This window comes from Rhodococcus sp. A14 (genome assembly GCF_011603105.1).
Lineage (GTDB): Bacteria > Actinomycetota > Actinomycetes > Mycobacteriales > Mycobacteriaceae > Rhodococcus_F > Rhodococcus_F opacus.
The window spans coordinates 33,160-54,971 of record NZ_JAAOQS010000010.1 but is presented as its reverse complement, the minus strand read 5'-3'; the positions used below and the strand labels follow the sequence as shown (position 1 = coordinate 54,971).

Annotated in this window: 19 protein-coding genes; 14 read left to right on the top strand and 5 right to left on the bottom strand. The window is 68.6% G+C overall.

What is annotated here, in order from left to right; genetic code table 11:
- Window positions 1-3: 3 nt before the first annotated feature.
- Window positions 4-816, top strand: a complete 813-nt coding sequence (locus tag G9373_RS08235; protein ID WP_133985773.1) for an NmrA family NAD(P)-binding protein — start codon at window positions 4-6, stop codon at window positions 814-816.
- A 42-nt stretch (window positions 817-858) separates the two neighbouring features.
- Here the strand turns inward: G9373_RS08235 and G9373_RS08230 are convergent, their stop codons facing one another.
- Window positions 859-2,928, bottom strand: a complete 2,070-nt coding sequence (locus G9373_RS08230) for a PhoX family phosphatase (RefSeq protein WP_133985772.1) — start codon at window positions 2,926-2,928, stop codon at window positions 859-861.
- A gap of 157 nt (window positions 2,929-3,085) precedes the next feature.
- Between G9373_RS08230 and G9373_RS08225 the strand changes: the two genes are divergently transcribed.
- The gene (locus G9373_RS08225; protein WP_133985771.1) at window positions 3,086-4,102 is read left to right on the top strand and encodes a PHP domain-containing protein; all 1,017 of its coding nucleotides are present in this window, start codon (window positions 3,086-3,088) and stop codon (window positions 4,100-4,102) included.
- Entirely contained in the window at window positions 4,099-4,920 is an 822-nt protein-coding gene (locus tag G9373_RS08220; RefSeq protein WP_043792365.1) for an alpha/beta hydrolase, read from the top strand. The genes G9373_RS08225 and G9373_RS08220 overlap by 4 nt, the downstream gene beginning before the upstream one ends.
- Window positions 4,921-4,963: 43 nt before the next feature.
- Here the strand turns inward: G9373_RS08220 and G9373_RS08215 are convergent, their stop codons facing one another.
- The 3 genes from G9373_RS08215 to G9373_RS08205 are packed head-to-tail and all read right to left on the bottom strand — an operon-like array spanning window position 4,964 to window position 7,805.
- Window positions 4,964-5,575: a lactate utilization protein C gene (locus G9373_RS08215; RefSeq protein WP_005571240.1), complete on the bottom strand. Its 612-nt coding sequence runs from the start codon at window positions 5,573-5,575 to the stop codon at window positions 4,964-4,966.
- Window positions 5,572-7,053 (bottom strand): LutB/LldF family L-lactate oxidation iron-sulfur protein, encoded by a 1,482-nt coding sequence (locus G9373_RS08210; RefSeq protein WP_005571241.1) that lies wholly within the window; start codon window positions 7,051-7,053, stop codon window positions 5,572-5,574. The genes G9373_RS08215 and G9373_RS08210 overlap by 4 nt, the downstream gene beginning before the upstream one ends.
- Window positions 7,050-7,805, bottom strand: coding sequence for a (Fe-S)-binding protein (locus G9373_RS08205; RefSeq protein ID WP_120660119.1), 756 nt, complete (start codon window positions 7,803-7,805; stop codon window positions 7,050-7,052). Before G9373_RS08205 ends, G9373_RS08210 begins: the two co-directional genes overlap by 4 nt.
- Before the next feature lie 79 nt (window positions 7,806-7,884).
- Here G9373_RS08205 and G9373_RS08200 point away from each other — a divergent pair, with 79 nt between their 5' ends.
- The 5 genes from G9373_RS08200 (at window position 7,885) to G9373_RS08180 (ending at window position 13,124) form a co-directional block, all read left to right on the top strand.
- On the top strand, window positions 7,885-8,580 hold the full coding sequence (locus G9373_RS08200) for an FCD domain-containing protein (protein WP_167114592.1): 696 nt from the start codon (window positions 7,885-7,887) through the stop codon (window positions 8,578-8,580).
- A 172-nt stretch (window positions 8,581-8,752) separates the two neighbouring features.
- A complete protein-coding gene (locus G9373_RS08195; protein WP_005571245.1) occupies window positions 8,753-9,400 on the top strand; it encodes an IclR family transcriptional regulator in 648 nt (215 codons plus the stop codon).
- Window positions 9,401-9,583: 183 nt separating this feature from the next.
- Window positions 9,584-10,804, top strand: coding sequence for a CoA transferase (locus tag G9373_RS08190; RefSeq protein WP_054247468.1), 1,221 nt, complete (start codon window positions 9,584-9,586; stop codon window positions 10,802-10,804).
- 81 nt (window positions 10,805-10,885) lie between these two features.
- A complete protein-coding gene (locus G9373_RS08185; protein ID WP_054247467.1) occupies window positions 10,886-12,211 on the top strand; it encodes an SLC13 family permease in 1,326 nt (441 codons plus the stop codon).
- Between the two features lie 28 nt (window positions 12,212-12,239).
- Complete coding sequence (locus tag G9373_RS08180) at window positions 12,240-13,124, top strand: hydroxymethylglutaryl-CoA lyase (protein WP_120660120.1); 885 nt, start codon at window positions 12,240-12,242, stop codon at window positions 13,122-13,124.
- A 24-nt stretch (window positions 13,125-13,148) separates the two neighbouring features.
- Here G9373_RS08180 and G9373_RS08175 read toward each other — a convergent pair whose 3' ends face one another.
- Window positions 13,149-13,853, bottom strand: a complete 705-nt coding sequence (locus G9373_RS08175; protein WP_065492669.1) for a GntR family transcriptional regulator — start codon at window positions 13,851-13,853, stop codon at window positions 13,149-13,151.
- A 169-nt stretch (window positions 13,854-14,022) separates the two neighbouring features.
- Here G9373_RS08175 and G9373_RS08170 point away from each other — a divergent pair, with 169 nt between their 5' ends.
- The 6 genes from G9373_RS08170 to G9373_RS08145 are packed head-to-tail and all read left to right on the top strand — an operon-like array spanning window position 14,023 to window position 21,759.
- Window positions 14,023-15,291, top strand: coding sequence for an MFS transporter (locus tag G9373_RS08170; protein ID WP_005571253.1), 1,269 nt, complete (start codon window positions 14,023-14,025; stop codon window positions 15,289-15,291).
- Window positions 15,284-16,072, top strand: a complete 789-nt coding sequence (locus tag G9373_RS08165) for a putative hydro-lyase (RefSeq protein ID WP_120660121.1) — start codon at window positions 15,284-15,286, stop codon at window positions 16,070-16,072. The genes G9373_RS08170 and G9373_RS08165 overlap by 8 nt, the downstream gene beginning before the upstream one ends.
- Window positions 16,062-16,817 (top strand): 5-oxoprolinase subunit PxpA, encoded by a 756-nt coding sequence (locus G9373_RS08160; RefSeq protein WP_005571257.1) that lies wholly within the window; start codon window positions 16,062-16,064, stop codon window positions 16,815-16,817. Before G9373_RS08165 ends, G9373_RS08160 begins: the two co-directional genes overlap by 11 nt.
- Window positions 16,814-17,464 (top strand): allophanate hydrolase subunit 1, encoded by a 651-nt coding sequence (locus G9373_RS08155; protein ID WP_054247464.1) that lies wholly within the window; start codon window positions 16,814-16,816, stop codon window positions 17,462-17,464. Before G9373_RS08160 ends, G9373_RS08155 begins: the two co-directional genes overlap by 4 nt.
- Window positions 17,461-18,324 carry a biotin-dependent carboxyltransferase family protein gene (locus tag G9373_RS08150; protein ID WP_120660122.1) on the top strand — a complete coding sequence of 288 codons (864 nt, stop codon included), beginning with the start codon at window positions 17,461-17,463 and terminating at the stop codon, window positions 18,322-18,324. The genes G9373_RS08155 and G9373_RS08150 overlap by 4 nt, the downstream gene beginning before the upstream one ends.
- 42 nt (window positions 18,325-18,366) lie before the next feature.
- Window positions 18,367-21,759: an NAD-glutamate dehydrogenase domain-containing protein gene (locus G9373_RS08145; RefSeq protein ID WP_064080194.1), complete on the top strand. Its 3,393-nt coding sequence runs from the start codon at window positions 18,367-18,369 to the stop codon at window positions 21,757-21,759.
- The last annotated feature ends 53 nt before the right edge of the window (window positions 21,760-21,812 follow it).

The following is a 21,812-nucleotide window of genomic DNA, read 5'->3' as shown; positions in this document are numbered from 1 at the left end:
CCGATGACCGAGTCACTCTCCCGCGGCGCCGAGATCGCCGTCATCGGCGCCGCAGGGAAGACCGGAGCCGCCGTCGTGGCGGCGCTCGAGGGGCTCGCCGACGTACGCCGGGTGGTGCACACCGCCCGGCGTCCCGGCGACTTCGCCGTCGACCTCGACACGGGTGCGGGACTGGACGAGGCGCTGTCGGGTTGCCGCGGCGTGTACTTCATCGCCCCCAACGTGCACCCCGACGAGCCGGCGCTGCTGCGGAACGCGATGGGCGCCGCAGCGTCGGTGGGCGTCGAGCATCTCGTCTACCACTCCGTGGCCTGGCCGTACACCCCGCTCATGCCCCACCACGTCGACAAGGCGCGGTGCGAGGACGCGCTCCGGACGTTCGGCGGGCTCCGGTGGACCGTCCTGCAGCCGTGCGCCTACGCCGAGAATTTCGCGGCCGTGCTGGCGGGCACGGCGACCACCGTCGAACTGCCCTACAGTCCCGACGCGGCGTTCTCGTTCGTCGCACTCGCGGACGTCGCGGAGGTGGCGGCCCGCATCCTCGCCGAGGGGCCGGACATCCACCACGGCGCCACCTACGAACTCGGCGGCCCGGAGGCCCTCAGCGTCCGGGATCTGTGCGACCGGTCGGGAGGGCCGGTGTCGGTGAACCAGGTGTCCGTCGACGAATGGATGTCGCGGCACGGGCGGAACCTGACGGACGACGGTCGCGCCCGGTTGGCCGCGATGTTCGAGTTCTACGATCGGTACGGGTTCCTCGCGGGCGGCGCGCTGCTCGAGTCGCTGCTCGGGCGTCCGCCCACCCCCGCCATGTGAGTGGCAAAGCGTGCTGGGGCACACTTTGCCACTCACCTGGGGTCAGACGCCGATTCGGCCGCCCGACTTCCACACCGCCACGACGGCGGGACGCGGCTGCGCGTCGCCGCCGTCGGGCCAGTGCGACGCCGGGTTGTCGGCGCTCGCGTCGTCCAGTTCCCCCGGGTGCTGCACGCACACCGTGACCCGCTCGTCGCCGACGATCGGACCGCACGTCTCGGAGCCCTTGGGCACGGTGAGGAACTGCTTGGTCTCCCCCCGGTTCGGGCCCTCGAGGACGACGCTGAACAGGCCGTCGTTGGACTTCAGCGCGTTGCCGTCGGTGGAGATCCACAGGTTGCCGTGCGGATCGAACGCCAGGTTGTCGGGGCAGGAGATCGGGCTGACGCTCTCCTTGTCGAAGCCGCCGAAGTAGGTGTCGGCCTCCTGCGGGTCACCGCAGACGAGCAGCAGGTTCCACGTGAACGCGGTGCCGGCGTGGTCGTCGGTGAGTTCGAGGACCTGGCCGTTCTTGTTGTTGTTCCGCGGGTTGGCCTCGTCGGCCGCTGCCGCCCCGTCGACGCCGCGCTTGGTGTTGTTGGTCAGCGCCACGTACACCTTGCCGGTCGTCGGGCTGGGTTCGAAGTCCTCGGGACGGTCCATCTTGGTGGCACCGACCTTGTCGCCGGCCTGACGGGTGAACACCGCCACCTCTTCGGCGCTCATGCCGTCGATGAGCGACTCACCCCGGCCGTCCTCACCGGTGCGCAGCAGCGGGATCCACTCGCCGGTGCCGTCGAACGTGCCGCTCGCCGGCAGCGCACCCGACCCGTCGATCTCGTCCGCCGAGTTGCCGCTGAACTTCGCGACGTACAGTGTGCCCGCGTCGAGCAGCGTCATGTTGTGGCGCACGGCGGCCTGACTCCTGCCGTCCATCACCTTGCGGCTGGAGACGAACTTGTACATGTAGTCGAAGCGCTCGTCGTCGCCGCTGTACGCCACGACGGTGCCGTCGTCGGTGACGTGGATGGTGGCGGCCTCGTGCTTGAACCGGCCCAGGGCCGTGTGCTTGACGGGTGCGGACGCCGCGTCCCACGGGTCGACCTCGACGACGTAGCCGAAGCGGTTGACCTCGTTCGGCTCCTGGATGAGGTCGAAACGCTTGTCGAACCGTTCCCACTTGCGCTCGGACGCAGCGCCTTCCACGCCGTACCGCTGCAGCCGCGCGGCAACGGCCGGATCGGTGACCAGTTCGGCGTTCGCGAAGTACTGGTTGAAGTTCTCCTCCCCCGACAGCACCGTGCCCCACGGTGTCACGCCACCCGAACAGTTGTTCAGCGTGCCGAGCACCTTCGTGCCCGTCGGGTCCGCGGACGTCTTCAGGAAGTCGCTGCCCGCGGCGGGACCGGTGACGACGAATTCAGTCGTCGCCGTGATGCGCCGGTTGTACGGTCCGAAGTCGGGAGTGAGCGTGCCCGAGGCGGATTCGCCCTTCACCTGCACCACGGACAGTCCGTGGGCGGCGAGCGCGGTCTGGAACTGCTCCGGTGACGGGTTCTCGGCGTCGTAGCCCTTGAACATGAACGGCTCGGTGGTGTACTCGTGGTTGACCACCAGCAGGAAGGTGTTCGGCTGGCCCTCGACAGGCAGGAGTCCGGCGAAGTCGTTGTTGAACCCGAACTGCTGCGCCTGCGCCTGCGCCGTCTGGTTGTCGAAGTCGAACGCGGGAGCCCCGGGCAGCACCGGGTCGCCCCAGCGGATCACCACGGCCTGCTCGTACCCTTCGGGGACGACGAGGGCGTCCTCGGTGTTGGGGGCGACGGCGTCGAAGTTCGTCCCGGCGGGCGCGGAACCGTCCGAACCGCCCGTGCCGGAGACGCTTCCGCTGCCGGAGTCGTCCGAGCAGGCCACCAGCGCGCTGCCCGCGCCGACGGCGAGGACGGCCATCCCCGTGCCGCGCAGCATCCCGCGCCGCGACAGGGCGGTGCGGGCGATGTCACGGAAATACTCGCCGTGCGAGGTGTTGGGCACGTCGTGGGAGCACGCGTTTCCGCACTTGTACTGACAAGTGACGGACGCGCGCGAGGACACTCCGTCGTGATTGACGAACAGTGCGAGGGGTTTCAAGCTCACCGTGGCTCCCGATTCGAATGTGGACAACTCCGGCACCGTAGAAGTCGTAAGCGAGACGAAGGGAACATTTGTATGAACGTGCGGACAACGAGGGGAGCCTAAGTTCTGGCAGAAATTGCTCCTAGCCAGCAGCCCGGCAGCCGTGCACCATTGAAAGATGGACCCCGTCGAAGCGCTGCGGGAAATTGCGTTCTGGCTCGAGCGCTCGCGTGACGAGGCACCGAGGATCGCCGCATTCCGGCGGGCGGCCGACGTGCTGACGTACGCGGACGAGGACGCGCTGGCCGACCTGGAGGAGCGCGGCTGGGTGTCGCCACCAGACATCGGGTCCGAAGCTGCCGCGATCATCCGTGAGTGTGCCGCGTCGGTGCCGCTGTACCTGACGTACCTGCGCAATGCGGCCGAACCGATCGGACTCGGCGGGACCGAACTGCTCGACGCGCTCCGCGGCGACCTGCACACCCATTCCGACTGGTCGGACGGCCGGTGCCCGATCCGGGAGATGATGCGCCGCGCCGCCGCCCTGGGCCACGAGTACTGCGCGATCACCGATCACTCGCCGCGGCTGACGGTCGCGAACGGAATGTCGTCGGAGCAGCTGCTCTCCCAGCTGAGCGTCGTCGCCGAACTGAACGCGGAGCTCGCGCCGTTCCGCGTGCTGACCGGCATCGAGGTCGACATCCTCGTAGACGGCTCCCTCGACCAGGACGACGACCTGCTCGCCGACCTGGACATCGTGGTGGCCAGCGTGCACTCGCACCTGGACACCGACCGGGCGACGACGACCAAGCGGATGCTGCAGGCCGTGAAGTCCCCGCACGTCGACGTCCTCGGGCACTGCACCGGCCGGCTCGTCGAGGGTGCGCGGGGGCCGCGGCCCGAATCGAAGTTCGACGCGGAACGGGTATTCGAGGCGTGCCGCGAGTACGGCACCGCGGTCGAGATCAACTCCCGCCCCGAGCGCCGCGACCCGCCGGGACGCCTGATCGACCTCGCGCTGAACAGCGGGTGCAAGTTCTCCATCGACACCGACGCGCACACCACCGGTCAGCTCGCCTGGCAGGGCTACGCCTGCGAGCGCGCCGCCGAACGCGGAGTCGAGCCGTCGGACGTGATCAACACCCTGCCCGTCGCCGAGTTGCTGGAGTGGGCCGGAACACCGATTCGGCAATGATCCGCGTCGGCGTGGGGGCGTTCGTCGTCGTGGCTCTGCTGGTCGCCGCCGTGTGGGTGTTGCAGCGACGACTGATCTATTACCCCGACCCCTCCCCGGTGCCGCCCGCGGACCGGCTGATCGCCGGGGCCGAGGACGTCACGCTGACCACGTCGGACGGCCTCGAACTCGGCGCCTGGTACGTCCCACCCGCGAGCGGGGATCCGCTGATGACCGTGCTCGTGGCCGCCGGGAACGCCGGCAACAGGGCCGACCGGGCGCTGCTGGCGTCGGACCTCGCCGCCGCCGGTTTCGCCTCGCTGCTCTTCGACTACCGCGGGTACGGCGGCAACCCCGGTCACCCCAGCGAGGACGGGCTGGCACTCGACGTCCGGGCGGCCCGCCGATACCTTGTCGACGAGCGTCGCGTGCCGGCGGAGCGGCTGCTCTACTTCGGGGAAAGCCTCGGCACCGGCGTCGTCACCGAACTCGCCACCGAGCATCCACCGGCGGGCCTGCTGCTCCGGTCGCCGTTCGTCGACCTCGCGTCCGTCGGCGCAGCGCACTACCCGTTCCTGCCGGTCCGGCTGCTGCTGCGCGATCGATTCCCCGTCGCGGAGTACGTCGCACGCATCGATGTGCCCACCACCGTCGTCTACGGCACCGCCGACATCGTCGTCCCACCGGAGCAGAGTGCACGCGTGGCCGATGCGGCGCTCGGCCCGGTGGAAACGGTCGTGCTGGCCGGGGCGGGACACAACGACGACGTGATGTTCGGCGGCGCGGAGATCGTCCGCGCCACCGCCGATCTGGCCGCGAGGGCGCTCCGCGCCCCGTGAGTGGTTGACGAGTCTCTGCACTCGCGGGCCACGCACAGGCGCGTCAGCGCACTATGACGACGTCCAGCGTCCGCGGACCGTGGACGCCCTCGACGCGGTTGAGTTCGATGTCGCTGGTGGCGCTGGGACCGCTGATGAACGTCAGCGGCTTGGTCGCGTCGAGGGTCTGGAAGGCCTGCGGCACGGTGTCGACGATCTGATCGGTGCGCACGATGCAGATGTGGTGATCCGGGACCAGGGTCAGCGCCCGCCGGCCCTGACCGGCGCCGCCGTCGAGCACGATCGTCCCGGTGGCGGCGATCCCGAGGGTGCAGCCGGTGACGACCACGTCGAGCGCGTCGAGTTCGAGCGTCGACAGTTCGGCGGGTTCCCCGTCGACGACGACGTCACGTCGCGGCCGCCACGACAGCGGCAGGTCCGGCGGGACGACGGCGCGCGCCCCCTCCGCGATCAGCCCGGTGACGACCTCGGCGACCGTCCCCTCCTCGGCGCGGTGGACCTGCGCGCGGTAGTCGTCGACGGTGTGGGCGAAGAACTCGACGTCCCCGGGTCCCGACGCGGGCTGCCGGTGGTAGTCGCGGGGAACGGGTTCGGGGGCGGGCGCTTCGGCGAGCGCCGACCGGATCCGGGTCAGGATCTCTTCGCGTGCGGTCATCGTGTCGTGTCCTCGTGAGTGCGGGCCCACCATTGTCGGAAGGTCTCCTTCGGCGGTGAGGGGAGGTCGCGGCTTGCGGTCCACTTCGACCCCGGGTACGGCAGCGACGTGATGCGCCCCTTCTTGCCGCCCAGCACCCGGCCGATCTTGGACGCCGTCTCGGCGGCGGCGAACCGCTTCTCCGACCCCATCACGAAGCCCGCGGCCTTCATCGCGAGGTCCTGGCCGCCCGGAAGTCCGTGCCGCTCGGAGTCGACCTGTTCCGCGCGCAGGTGCACCAGGATGCTGGGGATGTCGATGCGCACCGGGCAGGCATCGAAGCAGGCGCCGCACAGCGTCGACGCGAACGGCAGCGAGGCATTCGGGTCGTCGTGACCGGTGGTCCCGGTGAGTTGCGGGCTGAGGATCGCGCCGATCGGGCCGGGGTACACCGACCCGTACGCGTGACCGCCCGCCCGCTCGTAGACGGGGCACACGTTCAGGCAGGCGCTGCAGCGGATGCAGTGGAGCGCCGAACGCCCGACCTCGTCGGCGAGCACGTTGGTGCGACCGTTGTCGAGGAGGACGACGTGGAAGTTCTGCGGGCCGTCGCCGGGATGCACCCCGGTCCACATGGAGGTGTACGGGTTCATCCGCTCGGCGGTGGACGACCGCGGCAGCAGTTGCATGAACACCTCCAGGTCGGTGAACGTCGGGACCAGTTTCTCGATGCCCATGAGGGTGATGAGGGTGTCGGGGAGGGTGAGGCACATCCGCCCGTTGCCCTCCGACTCCACCACCGCGAGGGTCCCGGTTTCCGCGACCCCGAAGTTCGCGCCGCTGATCGCCACCTTCGCGGAGAGGAACTTTCGCCGAAGATGCGCCCGCGCGGCCATCGCCAGCGCCCGCGGGTCGTCGGTGATGTCCTTGTCGATGCCGGGCATCGATTTCAGGAAGATCTCGCGGATCTCGGCACGGTTGCGGTGGATGGCGGGAACGAGGATGTGGCTCGGCTTGTCCTCGCCGAGTTGGACGATGAGTTCGGCGAGGTCGGTTTCGATCGCCGCGATCCCGTTCTCCTCGAGGTGCTCGTTGAGGCCCGTCTCCTGAGTGGCCATCGACTTGACCTTCACGACCTCGTCCGAGCCGGTGGCCCGCACGAGGTCGGTGATGATCCGGTTCGCCTCCTCCGAGTCGCGCGCCCAGTGGACGGTGCCGCCGCGGGCGGTGACGTTCTCCTCGAACTGCACGAGCAGTTCGGGGAGCCGCGCCATCACGTCCGCCTTCAGGGCGCTGCCCGCCCGGCGCAGTTCCTCCCAGTCGTCGACCTCGGCGACCGCGGCGATGCGCTTGTTGCGGATGGTGGTGGTGGCCGCGCCGAGATTGGCGCGCAGCTGGGTGTCCGCGAGTGATTTCCGCGCCGCGTCGGGGAAAGATTCTGTGCCCCGGATGTTTCCGGTGCCCGCATGGAAGGTGGGTGAGCCGAGGAACGTGGTCATGCGTTGCTCCCGATCTTCTCGGTGCTCGCCAGGATCTCGGCGAGATGGACGGTTCGGACCCCGCTGCGCAGCCGGGACAGTCCGCCGCCGATGTGCATCAGACAGGACGAGTCGCCGGCGCTGCACACCTCGGCGCCCGTGCTCAGGACGTTGCCCATCTTGTCGGCGAGCATCGCGGTCGACGTCTCGGAGTTCTTCAGCGCGAACGTTCCGCCGAAACCGCAACAGGATTCGGCCGCGGGGAGCTCGATCAGCGTCATCCCCCGCACCGCGCGAAGCAGCTGCAGCGGCTTGTCGGCGACGCGCAGCATCCGCAGCGAATGGCACGTCGGGTGGTACGTCACCCGGTGGGGGTAGTAGGCGCCGACGTCGGTGACACCGAGGACGTCGACGAGCAGTTCCGACAGCTCGTACGTCCGGGACGCGACCTCCTCGGCGCGCGTCGCGAGCGATTCGTCGCCGTACCGGCGGGCGACCATCGCATGCTGGTGCCGGATGGATCCGACGCAGGAACCGGACGGCGCCACCGCGACGTCCCAGGACGGTCCGCTCTCGAACGCCTCCACGTGGTGACGGACGAGCGGCAGCGCCTCGGCCTGGTAGCCGGTATTGACGTGCATCTGCCCGCAGCACGTCTGCTTCGGCGGGAACACGACCTCGTGGCCGAGCCGCTCGAGGAGACGGACCGTCGACTCAGCGGATTCGGGGAACAGGGCATCCGCCAGGCACGTGGCGAACAGGGCGATTCTCATCGGGTACTCCAACCGGGCTGGGCTGTGGTCTGACCACAGTAGCGCACTGTGGTCAGACCACACCAGGTAAACTTTGATCGTGCGCACACACGAGGTCGTCCTGCACCGCATCGAGCAGGATCTGGCGGCCGGCAAACTCACCGTCGGCGGTCGCCTGCCGGCCGAACGCGCACTCGCGGAGGAACTCGGCGTCGGACGCTCGTCCGTCCGCGAGGCCATGCGCGTGCTCGAGGCGATGGGCATCGTCCGCACCGCCGTCGGGTCCGGACCGGACGCAGGCGCGATCGTGGCCGCCGACCCGGCCGCATCCATCGGCGCGGCCCTCCGACTGCACATGGCGACGCGCACGCTGCCCATCCGCGACGTGGTCCAGACGCGAACGCTGCTCGAGTCGTGGGCGGTGCAGGAAGCCGCCGGGCAGGCCCGCGACCTCAACTTCTCGGCCATCGACACACTGCTCGACGCAATGGACGACGAGGGGCTCTCACCCGAGGCGTTCCACCGGCTCGACGCCGACCTGCACGTCGCGATGGCCGGACTCGCGGGCAACGTCCTCGTCGAGGCGATGATGGTTTCGCTCCGCGACTCCATTCACGGCTACGTCATGCAGGCCGTTCCGCTCCTCGACGACTGGCCTGCGGTCGCGACCCACCTCCGCTGCGAGCACCGCGGCATCGTCGCCGCCCTTCGTGACGGACACGGCGCCGAGGCCGCCGGCCTGGTACGGGAGCACATCGAGGGCTTCTACGGGCGTTTCGCACCCGTGCGTGGGTGACGTGTAGAGGCGGGCGGCGATTGGGCGAGTACAGCATCGGCACCGCCGCCGAGTTGGAGAGGTGACCAGACCAGTGATCCGTCGTGTCGCTGGTGCTCGAAGCTAGGATCGTGTGACACAAGCGGCAACACCATGCAGTTCGCGGGCGTGGTTTCGTGGGGAGAATCGGGCCATGGCGGACGAGCAGCGCAAGACGGTCGGTGTCTTGTCGCGCGCATTCGCCATCATCGACGCCGTCGAGTTACGACCGATGATCACCAGCGAGCTTGCGCGCACTGTCGGCTTGTCGAAGTCGACCACCCAACGTCTCGTGGCCGAGCTCGCGCACTATGGCTACCTGCGGCGAGATGCCGAGGGCCGATACTGGCTCGGGTATCGCTTCACTGCGGCGGGGATGACTGATATCGCCATGCCGGTGCTTCGGGAGCTGAGCGAGGGCACCGGTGAGTCCTCGCAGTTGTGGGTCCGGCGCGGTGACCTGCGCTTGTGCGCCGCCAGTGTCGAATCGTCGAACGAACTACGGGCCACCATGCCGGTCGGCACCACATTTCCGCTGGCGGAAGGGTCGAGCGGTCACGTGCTGGCCGGCGATTTCGACAACGACCCCGTCGCGCGACGCCGCGGCTGGTGGCAGACGCTCTCCGAGCGGGTTCCCGGCCTCGGCTCGGTCAGTGCACCGGTACGAGTACACGGCGAGATCGTCGCGTCGGTATGCGTGTCGGGCCCACTGCACCGGCTCGGTGACGATCCCGGCCCCCGCCTCGGTCCCTCGGCCATCGACGCCGCTCATCGCATCGAAAAGTCACTTCTCGACTCCTGACCCGGACGCCGGCTCGCCGCGGCGGGTGCGTCTCTTCTTGTCGTCTCGACCTGTGCCGGCCGGCATGCATCGTTGCGCTCTGTGACCCGGAGCACTATGGTTGCCCCATTATTCGGGCCACAATGACCCAAATAATGGGTCATCACGAAGGTTGATCGCATCGCCGACAGGAATCGGAGCGTCATGAACAACGCCACCACAGGTCCGCTCGACGGCATCACTGTCCTGGAACTGGGCAACTTCATCGCAGCGCCCTTCGCGACTCGGCTGCTGGCTGATTTCGGCGCCGAGGTCATCAAGATCGAACGTCCCGACGGTGGTGACGAGCTGCGCGGTTGGCGTCGCAGCAGGGGCACCACCTCGATGATGTATCGCACCATCGCCCGCAACAAACGATCGGTGACGCTCGATTTGAAGAGCGCCGAGGGGCAGCAGCTGGTGCTCGACCTGGCCACCAACGTCGATGTCGTGATCGAGAACTTTCGCCCCGGCACACTCGAACGCTGGAACATCGGACCCGAACAGTTACAGGCAGCCAACCCGGACATCGTCCTGGTCCGGATCTCCGGCTACGGCCAGAACGGCCCCTATGCGCAGCGCGCCGGCTTCGGTGGCGTCGCTGAGGCGTTCGGTGGGTTGCGGTATGTGACCGGCTATCCCGACCGTGAGCCGGTGCGTCCGGCAGCACCGCTGGGCGACACCCTCGCCGGTCTCTACGGCGCGGTCAGCGCGTTGATGATGCTTCTGGCCAAAGCCCGCGGCGGCGACCACCCGCGACCCAAGGTCGCCGACGTCGCACTCTACGAATCGGTCTTCATGGCGATGGAGTCGCTGACCGCTGACTTCGACGCCTATGCCATGGTGCGCGAGCGCACCGCCGGCAATCTTCCCGGTGTGGTGCCCAGCGGCTCCTACCCGTGTGCCGACGGCTCGGTTCTGATCGCCGGGAACGCCAGCGGAGTCTTCGCCAGGCTGATGAACGCCGTCGGCCGCCCGGACCTGGCGAGTGATCCCGACCTGGTCGACGGCACCAAACGCTACCTACGGGAAGACGTTCTCGACGAGGCGATCGTGGCATGGACGACGACCAGATCCACGAGAGACGTGGTCACCGAACTGTCCGACGCCGGTGTCCCGGCAAGCGACGTCTACGACGCTGCCCGCATCGTCTCCGACGAGCACTATCTGGCCCGCGGGATGATCCAGCCGTTCAAGGTCGACGTCGAAGACGGCTCGTCCGAGGAGGTGCGCTTCCCCGGCGTGGTACCTCAGTTCGACGGCCAGGCAACGAAAGTCGGATGGTTGGGGCCTGATCTCGGTGCCGACACCGAGCCGGTACTGGGCCGGATGCTGGGCCTGACGCCCGAGCGCCTGAACGCACTGCGCACAGCAGGCGTCATCTGACCCGCGGGCTTCCGCCGCCCCTCTGCTCCCTGGTGCAGCCGCACCTTTCCCGTTTGCCCCGCACGGAAAGAACACGGTCCCATGGTCTACGCCATCTCCATCCTCGCCCTCGTACTGATCTTCACCATCGCCACCAAGGTGCCGATCAACATGGGCATCCTCGCCTTCGCCGGCGCCTTCCTCGTCGGCGGATGGGTGTCGGGGATCCCGATCGACGACATCGTCGACGCATTTCCCGGTGACATCTTCCTGATCGTCGCCGGCATCACCCTGCTGTTCGCCATCGCCAAGGCCAACGGCACCATCAACATCATCGTCGAATCGGCCCTACGCCTGGTCCACGGACGGCGCTGGGCGCTGGTGTGGATGATGTTCCTGCTCTCCGGCGCGCTGATGGCCCTGGGATCACCGATGGCGGCAGGCATGCTCGCCCCCATCGCCATGCGGCTGGCCGGGAAAAAGAAGATCAACCCCCTGCTGATGGGCATGGCCATCAACCACGGCGCTCTGGGATGCGCGTTCTCGCCCATCACGATCTACGGTGCCTTCGTCAACGGATTGATCAAATCCGCCGGGTACGAGGCGAACCCGATGCTGCTGTTCATCGTTCCCTTCGCACTGAACACCCTGTTCCTCGCCGTACTGTTCGCCATCTACGGCCGCGACCTGCTCCACGAGCTGCCCGAAGACCGTGACGAGATCACCGGCGCCAGCGCAGGCGCACCGACCCGCCCCCATCCCAGCCCGGGATCTGGCACCGCCTCCGCGACCGCCGTCCTGCCCGACGTCGACGTCATCGGCCACACCCCGTTCAACCGGGAACGGGCCGCGACGCTCATCGGAATCCTGCTCCTGGCAGTAGGTTCGGTGGCCTTCAACGTCGACGTCGGAGTCAGCTCGATCTGTATCAGCACGGTCCTGCTGCTGATGGCCCCGAAGAAGATGCCCCGGATCGAAGACAAGGTGGCGTGGCCGGCCGTCGTGCTGGTGTGCGGCATGCTGACCTACATGACGGTGCTCAAACAGAACGGCACCCTCGACTTCCTCGGCGACGCCGCCACCCACCTCGGCTCCCCTCTCGCCGCCGCGCTGATCCTGCTGTACGCCGCCGCGATCATCTCCGCGGTCGGCTCCTCGATCGGCACCCTGGGCATCGCGCTGCCGCTGGCCGCACCCATGCTCGCCGCCGGGGAACTCGGCGCGCTGGGATTCATCATCGCGCTGGCCTTCGCCTCCACCGTCGTCGACGTCAGCCCCTTCGCCACGAACGGATCCATCGTGGTGGCCGAGGCCGATGTCGAAGACCGTCAACGGTTCCAACGCAGCGTCCTGGCCTACTGCGGCCTGGTCGTGCTCCTCGCCCCGCTGGTGGCCTGGGCCCTGATCGTCGTTCCCACCTCGCTCTGACCCCCTGCCCTCTCGAGAAGGTTCTCGCATGCCCGTCACCATCACCGACGTCGTCCTACGCGACGGTCTACAGGACGAGAACGTCCTCGTCGCCACCGACGACAAACTCACCATCGCCGACGCGCTGGTGGCAGCCGGAGTCCGGCAGATCGAAGCCGTGTCCTTCGTCTCGCCCACCCGCGTTCCTCAGATGGCCGACGCCGACGCACTCATCGCCCGGTTGCAGCCCTACCGCGCCACCACACAGGTCAGCGCGTTGGCACTGAACGCCACCGGGGTCCACCGTGCAGTGGCAGCCGGAGTCGACGTCGTGCACATCGCGGCATCGGCCAGTTCCGCACACAGCCGAGCGAACGCCGGCAAGTCTGCTGCACAGGCCCTCGAGGACCTGTCCCAGGCGGTGGCCCGCTACCCGGAGCAACGGTTCCTCGGCGGGATATCCACCGCATTCGTCTGCCCGTTCGAGGGAACCGTCTCACCCACCCGGTTGGTAGAGGTCGCCGAACAGTTCGCAGCCATGGGGATACGCGCCCTGGGGCTGGCCGACACCCTGGGCACCGCCACCACCGAGCACGTGCTCACCGCGGTGGGCGCCGTGTGCGAAGCACTGCCCGACATCACCATCGGACTGCATCTGCACAACGCCGACGGCCAAGCGCTCACCACCGCCCTGCAGGCGGCACGCCATCTGGGGATCGCACACTTCGACAGCGCGGTCGGCGGATACGGCGGGTGCCCCTTCGCGCCGGGCGCACACGGCAACCTCGCGACCGAGGAACTGGTCGCGCATTTTCACAGTCATGATGTGGAAACCGGCATCGATCAGGCGCAGGTCACCGCCGCAGCATCGTTGGTCAAGCGTGTCGTCGCAGCCTCACCGCAGCTCTCGCGCTTCGCGCCCGTGCGTGGTTGACGAGTCTCTGGACTCGTCAACCGCTCACGGGCGGTACGCCCCCAGGATCTGCGCCTCGGCGTCTTCGAGGTAGGTCTTGAGTAGCTGACCTGCGGCTTCGGTGTTGCCCGCCACCAGCGCGTCGTAGATCTCGTGATTGCGGGTGAGGTACGGGCCGTGGAATCGGTGGGCGTCGTCCATGACGTGGAAGACGAGCCGCGCCTCGTTCCACACGCTGCGCATCAGTTCGTCGATGCGATTGCTGTTGTTGAGGCTCGCGAGGGCGCTGTGGAAGTGGATGTCGGCGGTGCCGACTCCGGTCCAGTCCTCGACGGCGTACCGCTCGTCGGCCAGGTCCAGGGCCTCGGCCACGCGCGACAGGTCGCCTGTGGCGGGGTCGAATCCGTTGACGCCCGCGCATTCGACGACGCGGCGGCAGATGTACAGCTCGGTGATGTCCTCGGCCGTGGGCACGCGGACGAAGACGCCGCGGTTGAGTTCGTGCGCGACCAGTCGGTCTTCGATCAGGATCTGGAAGGCCTCGCGCACCGTGTTGCGGGAGACGTCGAGGGCGGCGCAGATGTCGGGTTCGGAGAGACGCGCCCCTGGTCGGAACGTTCCGTCGATGATCGCGTCCCGCAGAATGCCGGCCACCCGGGTGGTCCTGCTGGTGCGTTCGAGCAGGCCGCGGTGAGCGGCCAGGCGGGAATGCGCATCGCCGCGAAGGGCATTCGAGCTGGTCAAGTCCACTCCTCAGGTTTCGATCTCGACCGCAATCATAGTTGTGAGCTCGGTTCCGCGATGAATTCCATGTTAAACGATCCTCTCAGGGTATTGCAGGATCGTTGAACGATTTGTACCGTGATGGGAGTTACACCGTTTCTTCCGGCAGTTACATCCCTTCTTCAGGCGAGGTGCCATGACCACAGATACACAGACCGAGGTCGCGCAGGCGCGCCCCTTCGACTGGTTCCGCACCCTCGGGCCGAAGGGAAAGAGAGCCTTCATCGGCGCGTTCGGCGGGTACGGACTCGACTCCTACGACTTCCAGGTCCTCCCGCTCGGCCTCGCGGCCATCGCCGCCTACTTCGGCCTCACCACCGGACAGGCCGGCCTGCTGACGACGGTGACGCTGGTCGTGTCTGCGCTCGGCGGTGCCCTCGCCGGCATCCTCGTCGACAAGATCGGCCGGGTCCGCACCCTCCAGGTCACCGTCGCGACGTACACGATCTTCACGGTGCTGTGCGGCTTCGCGCAGAACTTCGAGACGCTACTCGTCTTCCGCGCCTTCCAGGGCCTCGGCTTCGGCGGCGAGTGGGCGGCGGGTGCGATTCTGGTGGCCGAGTACGCCCGGGCCGAGTACCGGGGCCGGGCCGTGGCGTTCGTCCAGAGCGCGTGGGCAGTGGGCTGGGCGCTGGCGGTGATCGTCTACACGGTCGTCTTCCAGCTGTTCGATCCCGACGTCGCGTGGCGAGTGCTGTTCTTCACCGGTGTCCTGCCCGCGTTCCTCATCATCTGGGTTCGCCGGAATCTGAAGGATCCCGAGGTCGTCACGAAACGTCGTGAGTCCGCGGGCAAGGAGACCGGCTCGTTCGCCGCGATCTTCCGCGGCGGACTGCTCAAGACCACCGTGCTCGCGTCGCTGCTCGCCACCGGCGTGCAGGGCGGCTACTACACGCTGGCGTCCTGGCTGCCCACCTTCCTGAAGACCTCGCGCGGACTCGACGTCGTCGGCACCGGCGGCTACCTCGCCATCCTGATCTCGGGTGCGTTCCTCGGCTACGTCAGCGGCGGCATCCTCACCGACAAGCTGGGACGCAAGCGGACCATGCAGCTGTTCGCGGCACTGTCGGCCGTCTTCATGGTGGGCTACACCCAGGTGCCCGAGGGCGCGAACATGTTGATCCTCATCCTGGGCTTCCCCCTCGGCTTCTGCACGTCGGCGATCTTCAGTGGATTCGGATCGTTCCTGTCCGAGCTGTACCCGACGCAGTCCCGCGGCACGGGCCAGGGCTTCACGTACAACTTCGGCCGCGCGGTCGGCGCCGTGTTCCCGGCGGTCGTCGGTTTCCTGGCGGCCACCCAGCTGGGTATCGGCGGCGCGATGATCTTCGGTGCGCTCGGATACGCCATCGCCGTCTTCGCCCTGTTCTTCCTCCCCGAGACCCGCGGGATCCAACTTGACTGACTCACCGGCCGACCTCCGCTCCGCGTTCCGTTCGGGACGCGTCACCCCGACCGCCGGTCTGGCGCCCGGATTCGCCCAGACGAATCTCATCGCCGTACCGGAGGACTGGGCTTACGACGTCCTGCTGTTCACGCAGCGGAACCCCAAGCCGTGCCCCGTCCTCGACGTCGGCGACGTCGGCTCCCGCACGACGATGCTCGCCCCCGGCACCGACATCACCACGGACCTTCCGCTGTACCGGGTGTGGAAGGACGGCGAACTGGCCGACGAGACCGCGGACGTGTCGGGGTTGTGGCGGGACGACCTCGTGGCCTTCCACATCGGGTGCAGCTTCACGTTCGAGCACCCGGTGGCCGCTGCCGGGGTCCCGCTGCGGCACGTCGAGCAGGGCAGCAACGTCCCGATGTTCGTGACCAACCGTGAGTGCAGGCCCGCAGGCCGGATGAGCGGACCGATGGTGGTGTCGATGCGACCCGTTCCCGAACATCAGGTGGCCCTCGCCGCGTCGATCTCGGCGCGGATGCCTGCCGTCCACGGTGGGCCCGTGCACATCGGCGATCCCGCGGAACTCGGCATCGCCGATGTCGCGGCCCCCGACTTCGGTGATCCGGTGAATTTCGAGCCCGGTGACGTGCCGGTGTTCTGGGCCTGCGGGGTCACCCCGCAGGCGGCGGTGATGGCGTCCCGGTTGCCGTTCGCAATCACCCATGCGCCCGGGTACATGCTGATCACCGACACCCCGGACAGCGAGTACGTCCTGGAGGTTCCCGATGCGCGTTGATCTGAACTGCGACCTCGGTGAGGGTTTCGGGCAGTGGACCCTGGCGGACGACGAGGCCCTCCTCGACATCGTCACCAGCGCGAACATCGCGTGCGGTTTTCACGCGGGGGATCCGATGATCATCCGCCGGGCCTGCGAGGGTGCGGCCGAGCGCAACGTCGCGATCGGTGCGCACGTGGGTTTCCGGGATCTCGCCGGATTCGGCCGTCGGGAACTTTCGGTGTCGCCGGCGGATCTGCGCGACGAGACGCTGTACCAGATCGGCGCGCTCGCCGGGTTCGCACGTGCCGCCGGGTCCCGTGTGTCGTACGTCAAACCGCATGGTGCGCTCTACAATTCCGCCGCGCTCGACTGTGGGCGGGCCGAGGCGATCGCGTCGGCCATCGACCGGTTCACCGAACCGCTCGCGCTGATGGGCCCACCCGGCTCGCAGTTGCAGCGCGCGGCGGAAACCCACGGCATCGAATTCGTCGCCGAGGGTTTCGCCGACCGCCGCTACACCGCCGCGGGCACGTTGACCCCGCGCTCGGTGACCGGCGCCGTCATCGACGATCCCGACGTCGCCGCCGCCCAGGCCGTGCGCATGGTGTCGAGCGGAACGGTGGAGTCGATCGACGGTGACGACGTCGCGGTGTCGGTGCACAGCATCTGCGTGCACGGTGACTCGCCCGGATCCGTGCGCACGGCCCGCCAGGTCCGGCACGCCCTGGAGAGCGCCGACGTCACGCTCGGGGCCTTCGCATGACCACCCCGAGCGCCGGCACTCGAATCCTTCCGGCGGGCAACCGGGCCCTCCTCGTCGAACTGGAGTCGGAACCGTTCGTGGTGTCGCTGACCGAACGCCTCCGCCGCACCCCGGTCCCGGGTGTGGAGGATGTGCTTCCCGCGGCGCGGACGGTGCTCGTGACCACGACACCGCGGACCGACCTCGACGAGGTGCGCCGCGCGCTGCGGACGATGACCGTCGACCTCGAGGTCCACGAGGACAGCCGCGCATCCGAATCCGAGCCGGTCACCATCCCGGTCCGCTACGACGGCGCCGATCTCGCCGACGTCGCCGGCCATCTGCGGGTGAGCCGCGAGGACGTGATCGCTGCCCACACGGCGGCCACCTGGCGCTGTGTGTTCATCGGATTCGCACCGGGTTTCGCCTATCTGAGTTGCGGCGACGACCGGCTCACGGTGCCACGGCGGGCCCAGTCCCGCACCGTGGTGCCCGCCGGGTCCGTGGCCCTCGCGGGTGGCTACGGCGCGGTGTATCCCCGGTCTTCACCCGGCGGGTGGCAGATCATCGGAACGACGGACTCCCCGATGTGGAACCTCGACGCGAACCCTCCGGCGCTGCTGCAGCCGGGGCGTCGCGTCCGATTCGTCGACGAGGAAACACTGTGAGTGAACTCGAAGTACTCGAAACGGGTCCGCTCAGCCTGATCCAGGATCTGGGCCGCCCCGGCTACCTGAGTTCGGGTGTGGGCGTGTCCGGTGCCGCCGACCGCGGGTCCGCGAAGCTGGCCAATCGGCTGGTCGGGAACGACGAGAACAGCGCGTGCATCGAGGTGTTGATGGGCGGCCTCGCCCTCCGGGCGCCGCAGGTGACCATCGTCGCCGTCACCGGTGCACCCGCGACGGCGCTGCTCGACGGAATCCCGATGGGGCACGCGAGCGTCATCGTGATGCAGCCGGGACAGACGCTGCGCCTGCAGTACGCGCAGGTCGGCCTGCGCAGCTACGTCGGCATCCGCGGTGGCGTCGCGGTGCCGGACGTGCTCGGCTCCCGCAGCACCGACACCCTCTCCGGAATCGGTCCGGAAGCGTTGAAACCCAACGATGTCATCCCCGTGGGAGCCGCGGCGACGAACTTCCCGAACGTCGACGTCGCGCCCGTCCCCCCGATGGACGCGGGAACGCTGTCGGTGCGGGTCATCGGCGGCCCCCGCGACGACTGGTTCACCAACCCCGAAGCGTTGACCACGGGAGCGTGGGCCGTGTCCCCGGACACCGATCGCATCGGGGCGCGCCTGAACCGGCACGGCGACTCGCCGGCACTGGTGCGGACGTCCGAGGCCGAACTCCCGACCGAAGGTGTCGCGCTCGGCTCCATCCAGGTTCCGCCGAGCGGACAGCCCGTCGTCTTCCTCGCGGACCATCCCATCTCGGGCGGGTATCCCGTCATCGGCGTCGTCGCGGACGAGGACATCGACCGGATCGCCCAGGCTCGACCCGGTCAACTGATTCGCTTCACCACTGCGTGATCGGCCTCGCTCCGATCCCACTACAGGAGATCACCCATCGTCATGAACAGCATCGGCACGGAACTCGACACCCCCTGGTCCCACGAGCTGTGGCGCAGCACGCTGCTCCGGGAACCGCACCGTCAGGGCACCGCGGTCGCGCGCCACTACGCGTCCGCGCTGCCGATCAGCTACGCCACTGAAACCGATCCGGCACAGGCGATCCGCGACGTCGCCGAGGTGGAGCGCCTCGACGTCGACAGTGTGGCGCTGACGTTCACCACCACCGAGGCGTCCGCGCCGTACGAGAACCTCAAGATCTATGCGGTCGGGAAACCCGCGCCGCTCAACGAGGTTCTGCCGATCCTGTCCAGCCTCGGCGTCAACGCGCTCGACGAACGACCGGCCGCGCTGACCCGCCCGGACGGGCACCGTGCCTGGATCTACGACCTCACCGTCGATCTGGTCGCCGTGACGGACGGTCACGGGGTGACCCGGGACAGCCGGATCGCGGACGCGTTCCGGGCCGCGTGGACGGGTGAGACCGAGGTCGACGGGTTCAACGCGCTCGTCCTGCACGCCGGGCTCGGGTGGCGTCAGGTGACCGTCCTCCGCGCGTACGCCGCCTACCTGCGTCAGGCCGGGCTTCCGTACAGCCGCAGCAACGTCGAACGAGTCCTGCTGAGCAACAGTGCAATCACGAAACTCCTCGTCGAGTTCCACGCGCTCCGCCTCGACCCGGGCATCGAACGCGACGCCGCCGCGGAAGACGCGCTCGAGGGCCGCACCGTCGACGCGATCGACGCCGTCGCCGGGATCGACGCCGACCGGATTCTGCGGGCACTGCTCTCGCTGATCCGCGCCACCACCCGGACGACGTACTACGCCGAAGACCGTCGGGCCGCGCGCGCTCTCGCATTCAAGTTCGACTCCTCGTCGATCGACGAATTGCCGCTGCCCCGACCGAAATACGAGGCTTACGTGTACTCGCCCCGGATGGAGGGCGTGCACCTGCGATTCGACGACGTCGCCCGCGGCGGCATCCGGTGGTCGGATCGCCGCGACGACTTCCGCACCGAGATCCTCGGACTCGTCAAAGCGCAGGCGGTCAAGAACGCCGTCATCGTCCCCGCGGGAGCGAAAGGCGGCTTCGTCGTCAAGAACCCGCCCGTGCCGACCGGCGACGCCGCCGCCGACCGGGAGGCGATGTACTCGGCGGGCATCTCCTGCTACCGCGAATTCATCTCGAGCCTCCTCGACATGACGGACAACCTCGACATCACGACCCGGCAGGTGATCGCGCCGGAGGGCATCGTCCGGCGCGACGGCGACGACACGTACCTCGTGGTCGCCGCAGACAAAGGGACAGCGGCATTCTCGGACGTCGCCAACGCGATCGCACTCGAGCGCGGGTACTGGCTCGGCGACGGATTCGCGTCCGGCGGTTCCGTCGGTTACGACCACAAGGCGATGGGCATCACCGCCCGCGGCGCGTGGGAAAGCGTCATGCAGCACTTCCGCGAGATGGGCGTCGACACCCGCACCGACGACTTCACCGTCGTCGGCATCGGCGACATGAGCGGCGACGTCTTCGGAAACGGGATGCTGCTCAGCCCCCACATCCGCCTGCTCGCGGCATTCGACCATCGGCACGTCTTCATCGACCCCGATCCCGACCCGCAGCGGTCGTGGGACGAGCGGGCACGGCTCTTCGGGCTCGGCAGGTCGAGCTGGAAGGACTACGACAAGGCGGTCCTCAGCGACGGCGCGATGATCGTCGACCGGTCGGCGAAGTCCGTTCGGCTGACACCGCAGGCCCGGCGCGTTCTCGGGATCGACGACGATCCGGTCCTCACCACCGTCGAACTCGTGCGTGCCGTCCTCGGTGCGCCCGCGGACCTGCTGTGGAACGGCGGGGTCGGCACGTACGTGAAGGCGACGACGGAGAGCCACGCCGACGTCGGCGACAAGTCGAACGACGCGGTCCGGCTCGACGCGACCCAACTGCGCGTCCGGGTGGTCGGCGAAGGCGGCAACCTCGGCCTGACCCAGCTCGGGCGGATCGAATACGCGCGCAACGGCGGTCGCGTGAACACCGACGCGCTCGACAACTCGGCCGGCGTCGACTGCTCGGACCACGAGGTCAACATCAAGATCGCCCTGGCAGGCGCCACCGCCGACAACACCCTCGCCGCGCAGGACCGGCGAGAGTTGCTGTCCGACATGACCGACGACGTCAGCAGGCTCGTCCTCGCCGACAACCGCAGCCAGAACGAGATGATGAGCCTGAACCGGGCACAGGCCGGCACTCTCGTCAGCTTCCACTCCCGCATGGTCGACGACCTGGAACGGCGCGGCCACGTGGACCGCGCGATCGACGTGCTCCCGACGTCCGCGCAGTTCGGTGCACTCGAACGTGAGCAGAAGGGACTGACGAGCCCGGAGCTGGCGCAGCTCACCGCGCAGGTCAAGCGTTTCATCAAGAGCGAAGTGTCGGGCACGACCCTCCCCGACAACGGGGTCTACGCCGGCCGGCTGCACAACTACTTCCCGCCGCGCCTCGGCCGGGAGTTCGCGCACACGGTCGCCGCGCATCCGCTGCGCCGGGAGATCGTCACGACGTCGGTCGTCAACGACATGGTCGACCGAGCGGGGATGACGTACGCCTTCCGGCTGCGGGAGGAAACGGGCGCCGACTCCGCGGAGGCGGTGAACGCCTTCACCGCGGTCACCGAGATCTTCGACCTCGGAGCGACTTTCGAGCGGATCCGGGCGGCGGCCGACGCGACGCCGACGGCCGGGACGAACGCGCTGACGGTGCAGACCCAGCGACTGATCGACCGCGCGTCGCGGTGGCTGACCACGCACCGGCCGCAACCGCTGCCGCTCGAGGCCACCATCGCCCGCTACCGGCCGGTCGTCCGCGACCTCGGCCCGCGGGTCCGGGAATGGCTGCGCGGCGACGAGATCACCGCGGTGGAGCGGCGCACCGAGGCCCTCACATCGCGCGGGGCGGAGGCCGGGCTCGCCGCGGACGTGGCGGACCTGCTGCACACGTACTGCCTCCTCGACATCGTGGACATCGCGGAGATCTCACAGCACCGCCCCGAGGACGTCGCCGAACTGTACTTCGCGCTGTCGGCGCACCTGCACATCAACACCGCGCTGACCGCCGTCACGGCGCTCCCCCGGCTGGACCGGTGGCACGCCCTTGCACGTCTCGCCCTGCGCGACGACCTCTACAGCTCGCTGCGCGCCATCACCCTCGACGCGCTGTCCGTGAGCGAACCCGGCGATGACGCGGCCGACAAGGTGGACCAGTGGGAACAGCACAACGCCGCCCGGCTCGCCCGCGCGCGGGCACTGCTGACGGAAATCGAGTCGGAGGTCGCCACCGAACCCACACTGGCGCTGATCTCCGTCGCGGCCAGGCGGATCCGGGCGATGACGCGGTAGGCGCTTCGCGCCCGTGCGCCTTTCTGGTTGTTCCAGCTACCAAAAAGGCGCAC

What these genes read in the sequence shown, in the direction of transcription:
- G9373_RS08235 (WP_133985773.1), top strand. Translation starts at nt 4, where the DNA reads ATGACCGAGTCACTCTCCCGCGGCGCCGAGATCGCCGTCATCGGCGCC.
- G9373_RS08225 (WP_133985771.1), top strand. Translation starts at nt 3,086, where the DNA reads ATGGACCCCGTCGAAGCGCTGCGGGAAATTGCGTTCTGGCTCGAGCGC.
- G9373_RS08220 (WP_043792365.1), top strand. Translation starts at nt 4,099, where the DNA reads ATGATCCGCGTCGGCGTGGGGGCGTTCGTCGTCGTGGCTCTGCTGGTC.
- G9373_RS08215 (WP_005571240.1), bottom strand. Translation starts at nt 5,575, where the DNA reads ATGACCGCACGCGAAGAGATCCTGACCCGGATCCGGTCGGCGCTCGCC.
- G9373_RS08210 (WP_005571241.1), bottom strand. Translation starts at nt 7,053, where the DNA reads ATGACCACGTTCCTCGGCTCACCCACCTTCCATGCGGGCACCGGAAAC.
- G9373_RS08205 (WP_120660119.1), bottom strand. Translation starts at nt 7,805, where the DNA reads ATGAGAATCGCCCTGTTCGCCACGTGCCTGGCGGATGCCCTGTTCCCC.
- G9373_RS08195 (WP_005571245.1), top strand. Translation starts at nt 8,753, where the DNA reads ATGGCGGACGAGCAGCGCAAGACGGTCGGTGTCTTGTCGCGCGCATTC.
- G9373_RS08190 (WP_054247468.1), top strand. Translation starts at nt 9,584, where the DNA reads ATGAACAACGCCACCACAGGTCCGCTCGACGGCATCACTGTCCTGGAA.
- G9373_RS08185 (WP_054247467.1), top strand. Translation starts at nt 10,886, where the DNA reads ATGGTCTACGCCATCTCCATCCTCGCCCTCGTACTGATCTTCACCATC.
- G9373_RS08180 (WP_120660120.1), top strand. Translation starts at nt 12,240, where the DNA reads ATGCCCGTCACCATCACCGACGTCGTCCTACGCGACGGTCTACAGGAC.
- G9373_RS08170 (WP_005571253.1), top strand. Translation starts at nt 14,023, where the DNA reads ATGACCACAGATACACAGACCGAGGTCGCGCAGGCGCGCCCCTTCGAC.
- G9373_RS08160 (WP_005571257.1), top strand. Translation starts at nt 16,062, where the DNA reads ATGCGCGTTGATCTGAACTGCGACCTCGGTGAGGGTTTCGGGCAGTGG.
- G9373_RS08155 (WP_054247464.1), top strand. Translation starts at nt 16,814, where the DNA reads ATGACCACCCCGAGCGCCGGCACTCGAATCCTTCCGGCGGGCAACCGG.
- G9373_RS08145 (WP_064080194.1), top strand. Translation starts at nt 18,367, where the DNA reads ATGAACAGCATCGGCACGGAACTCGACACCCCCTGGTCCCACGAGCTG.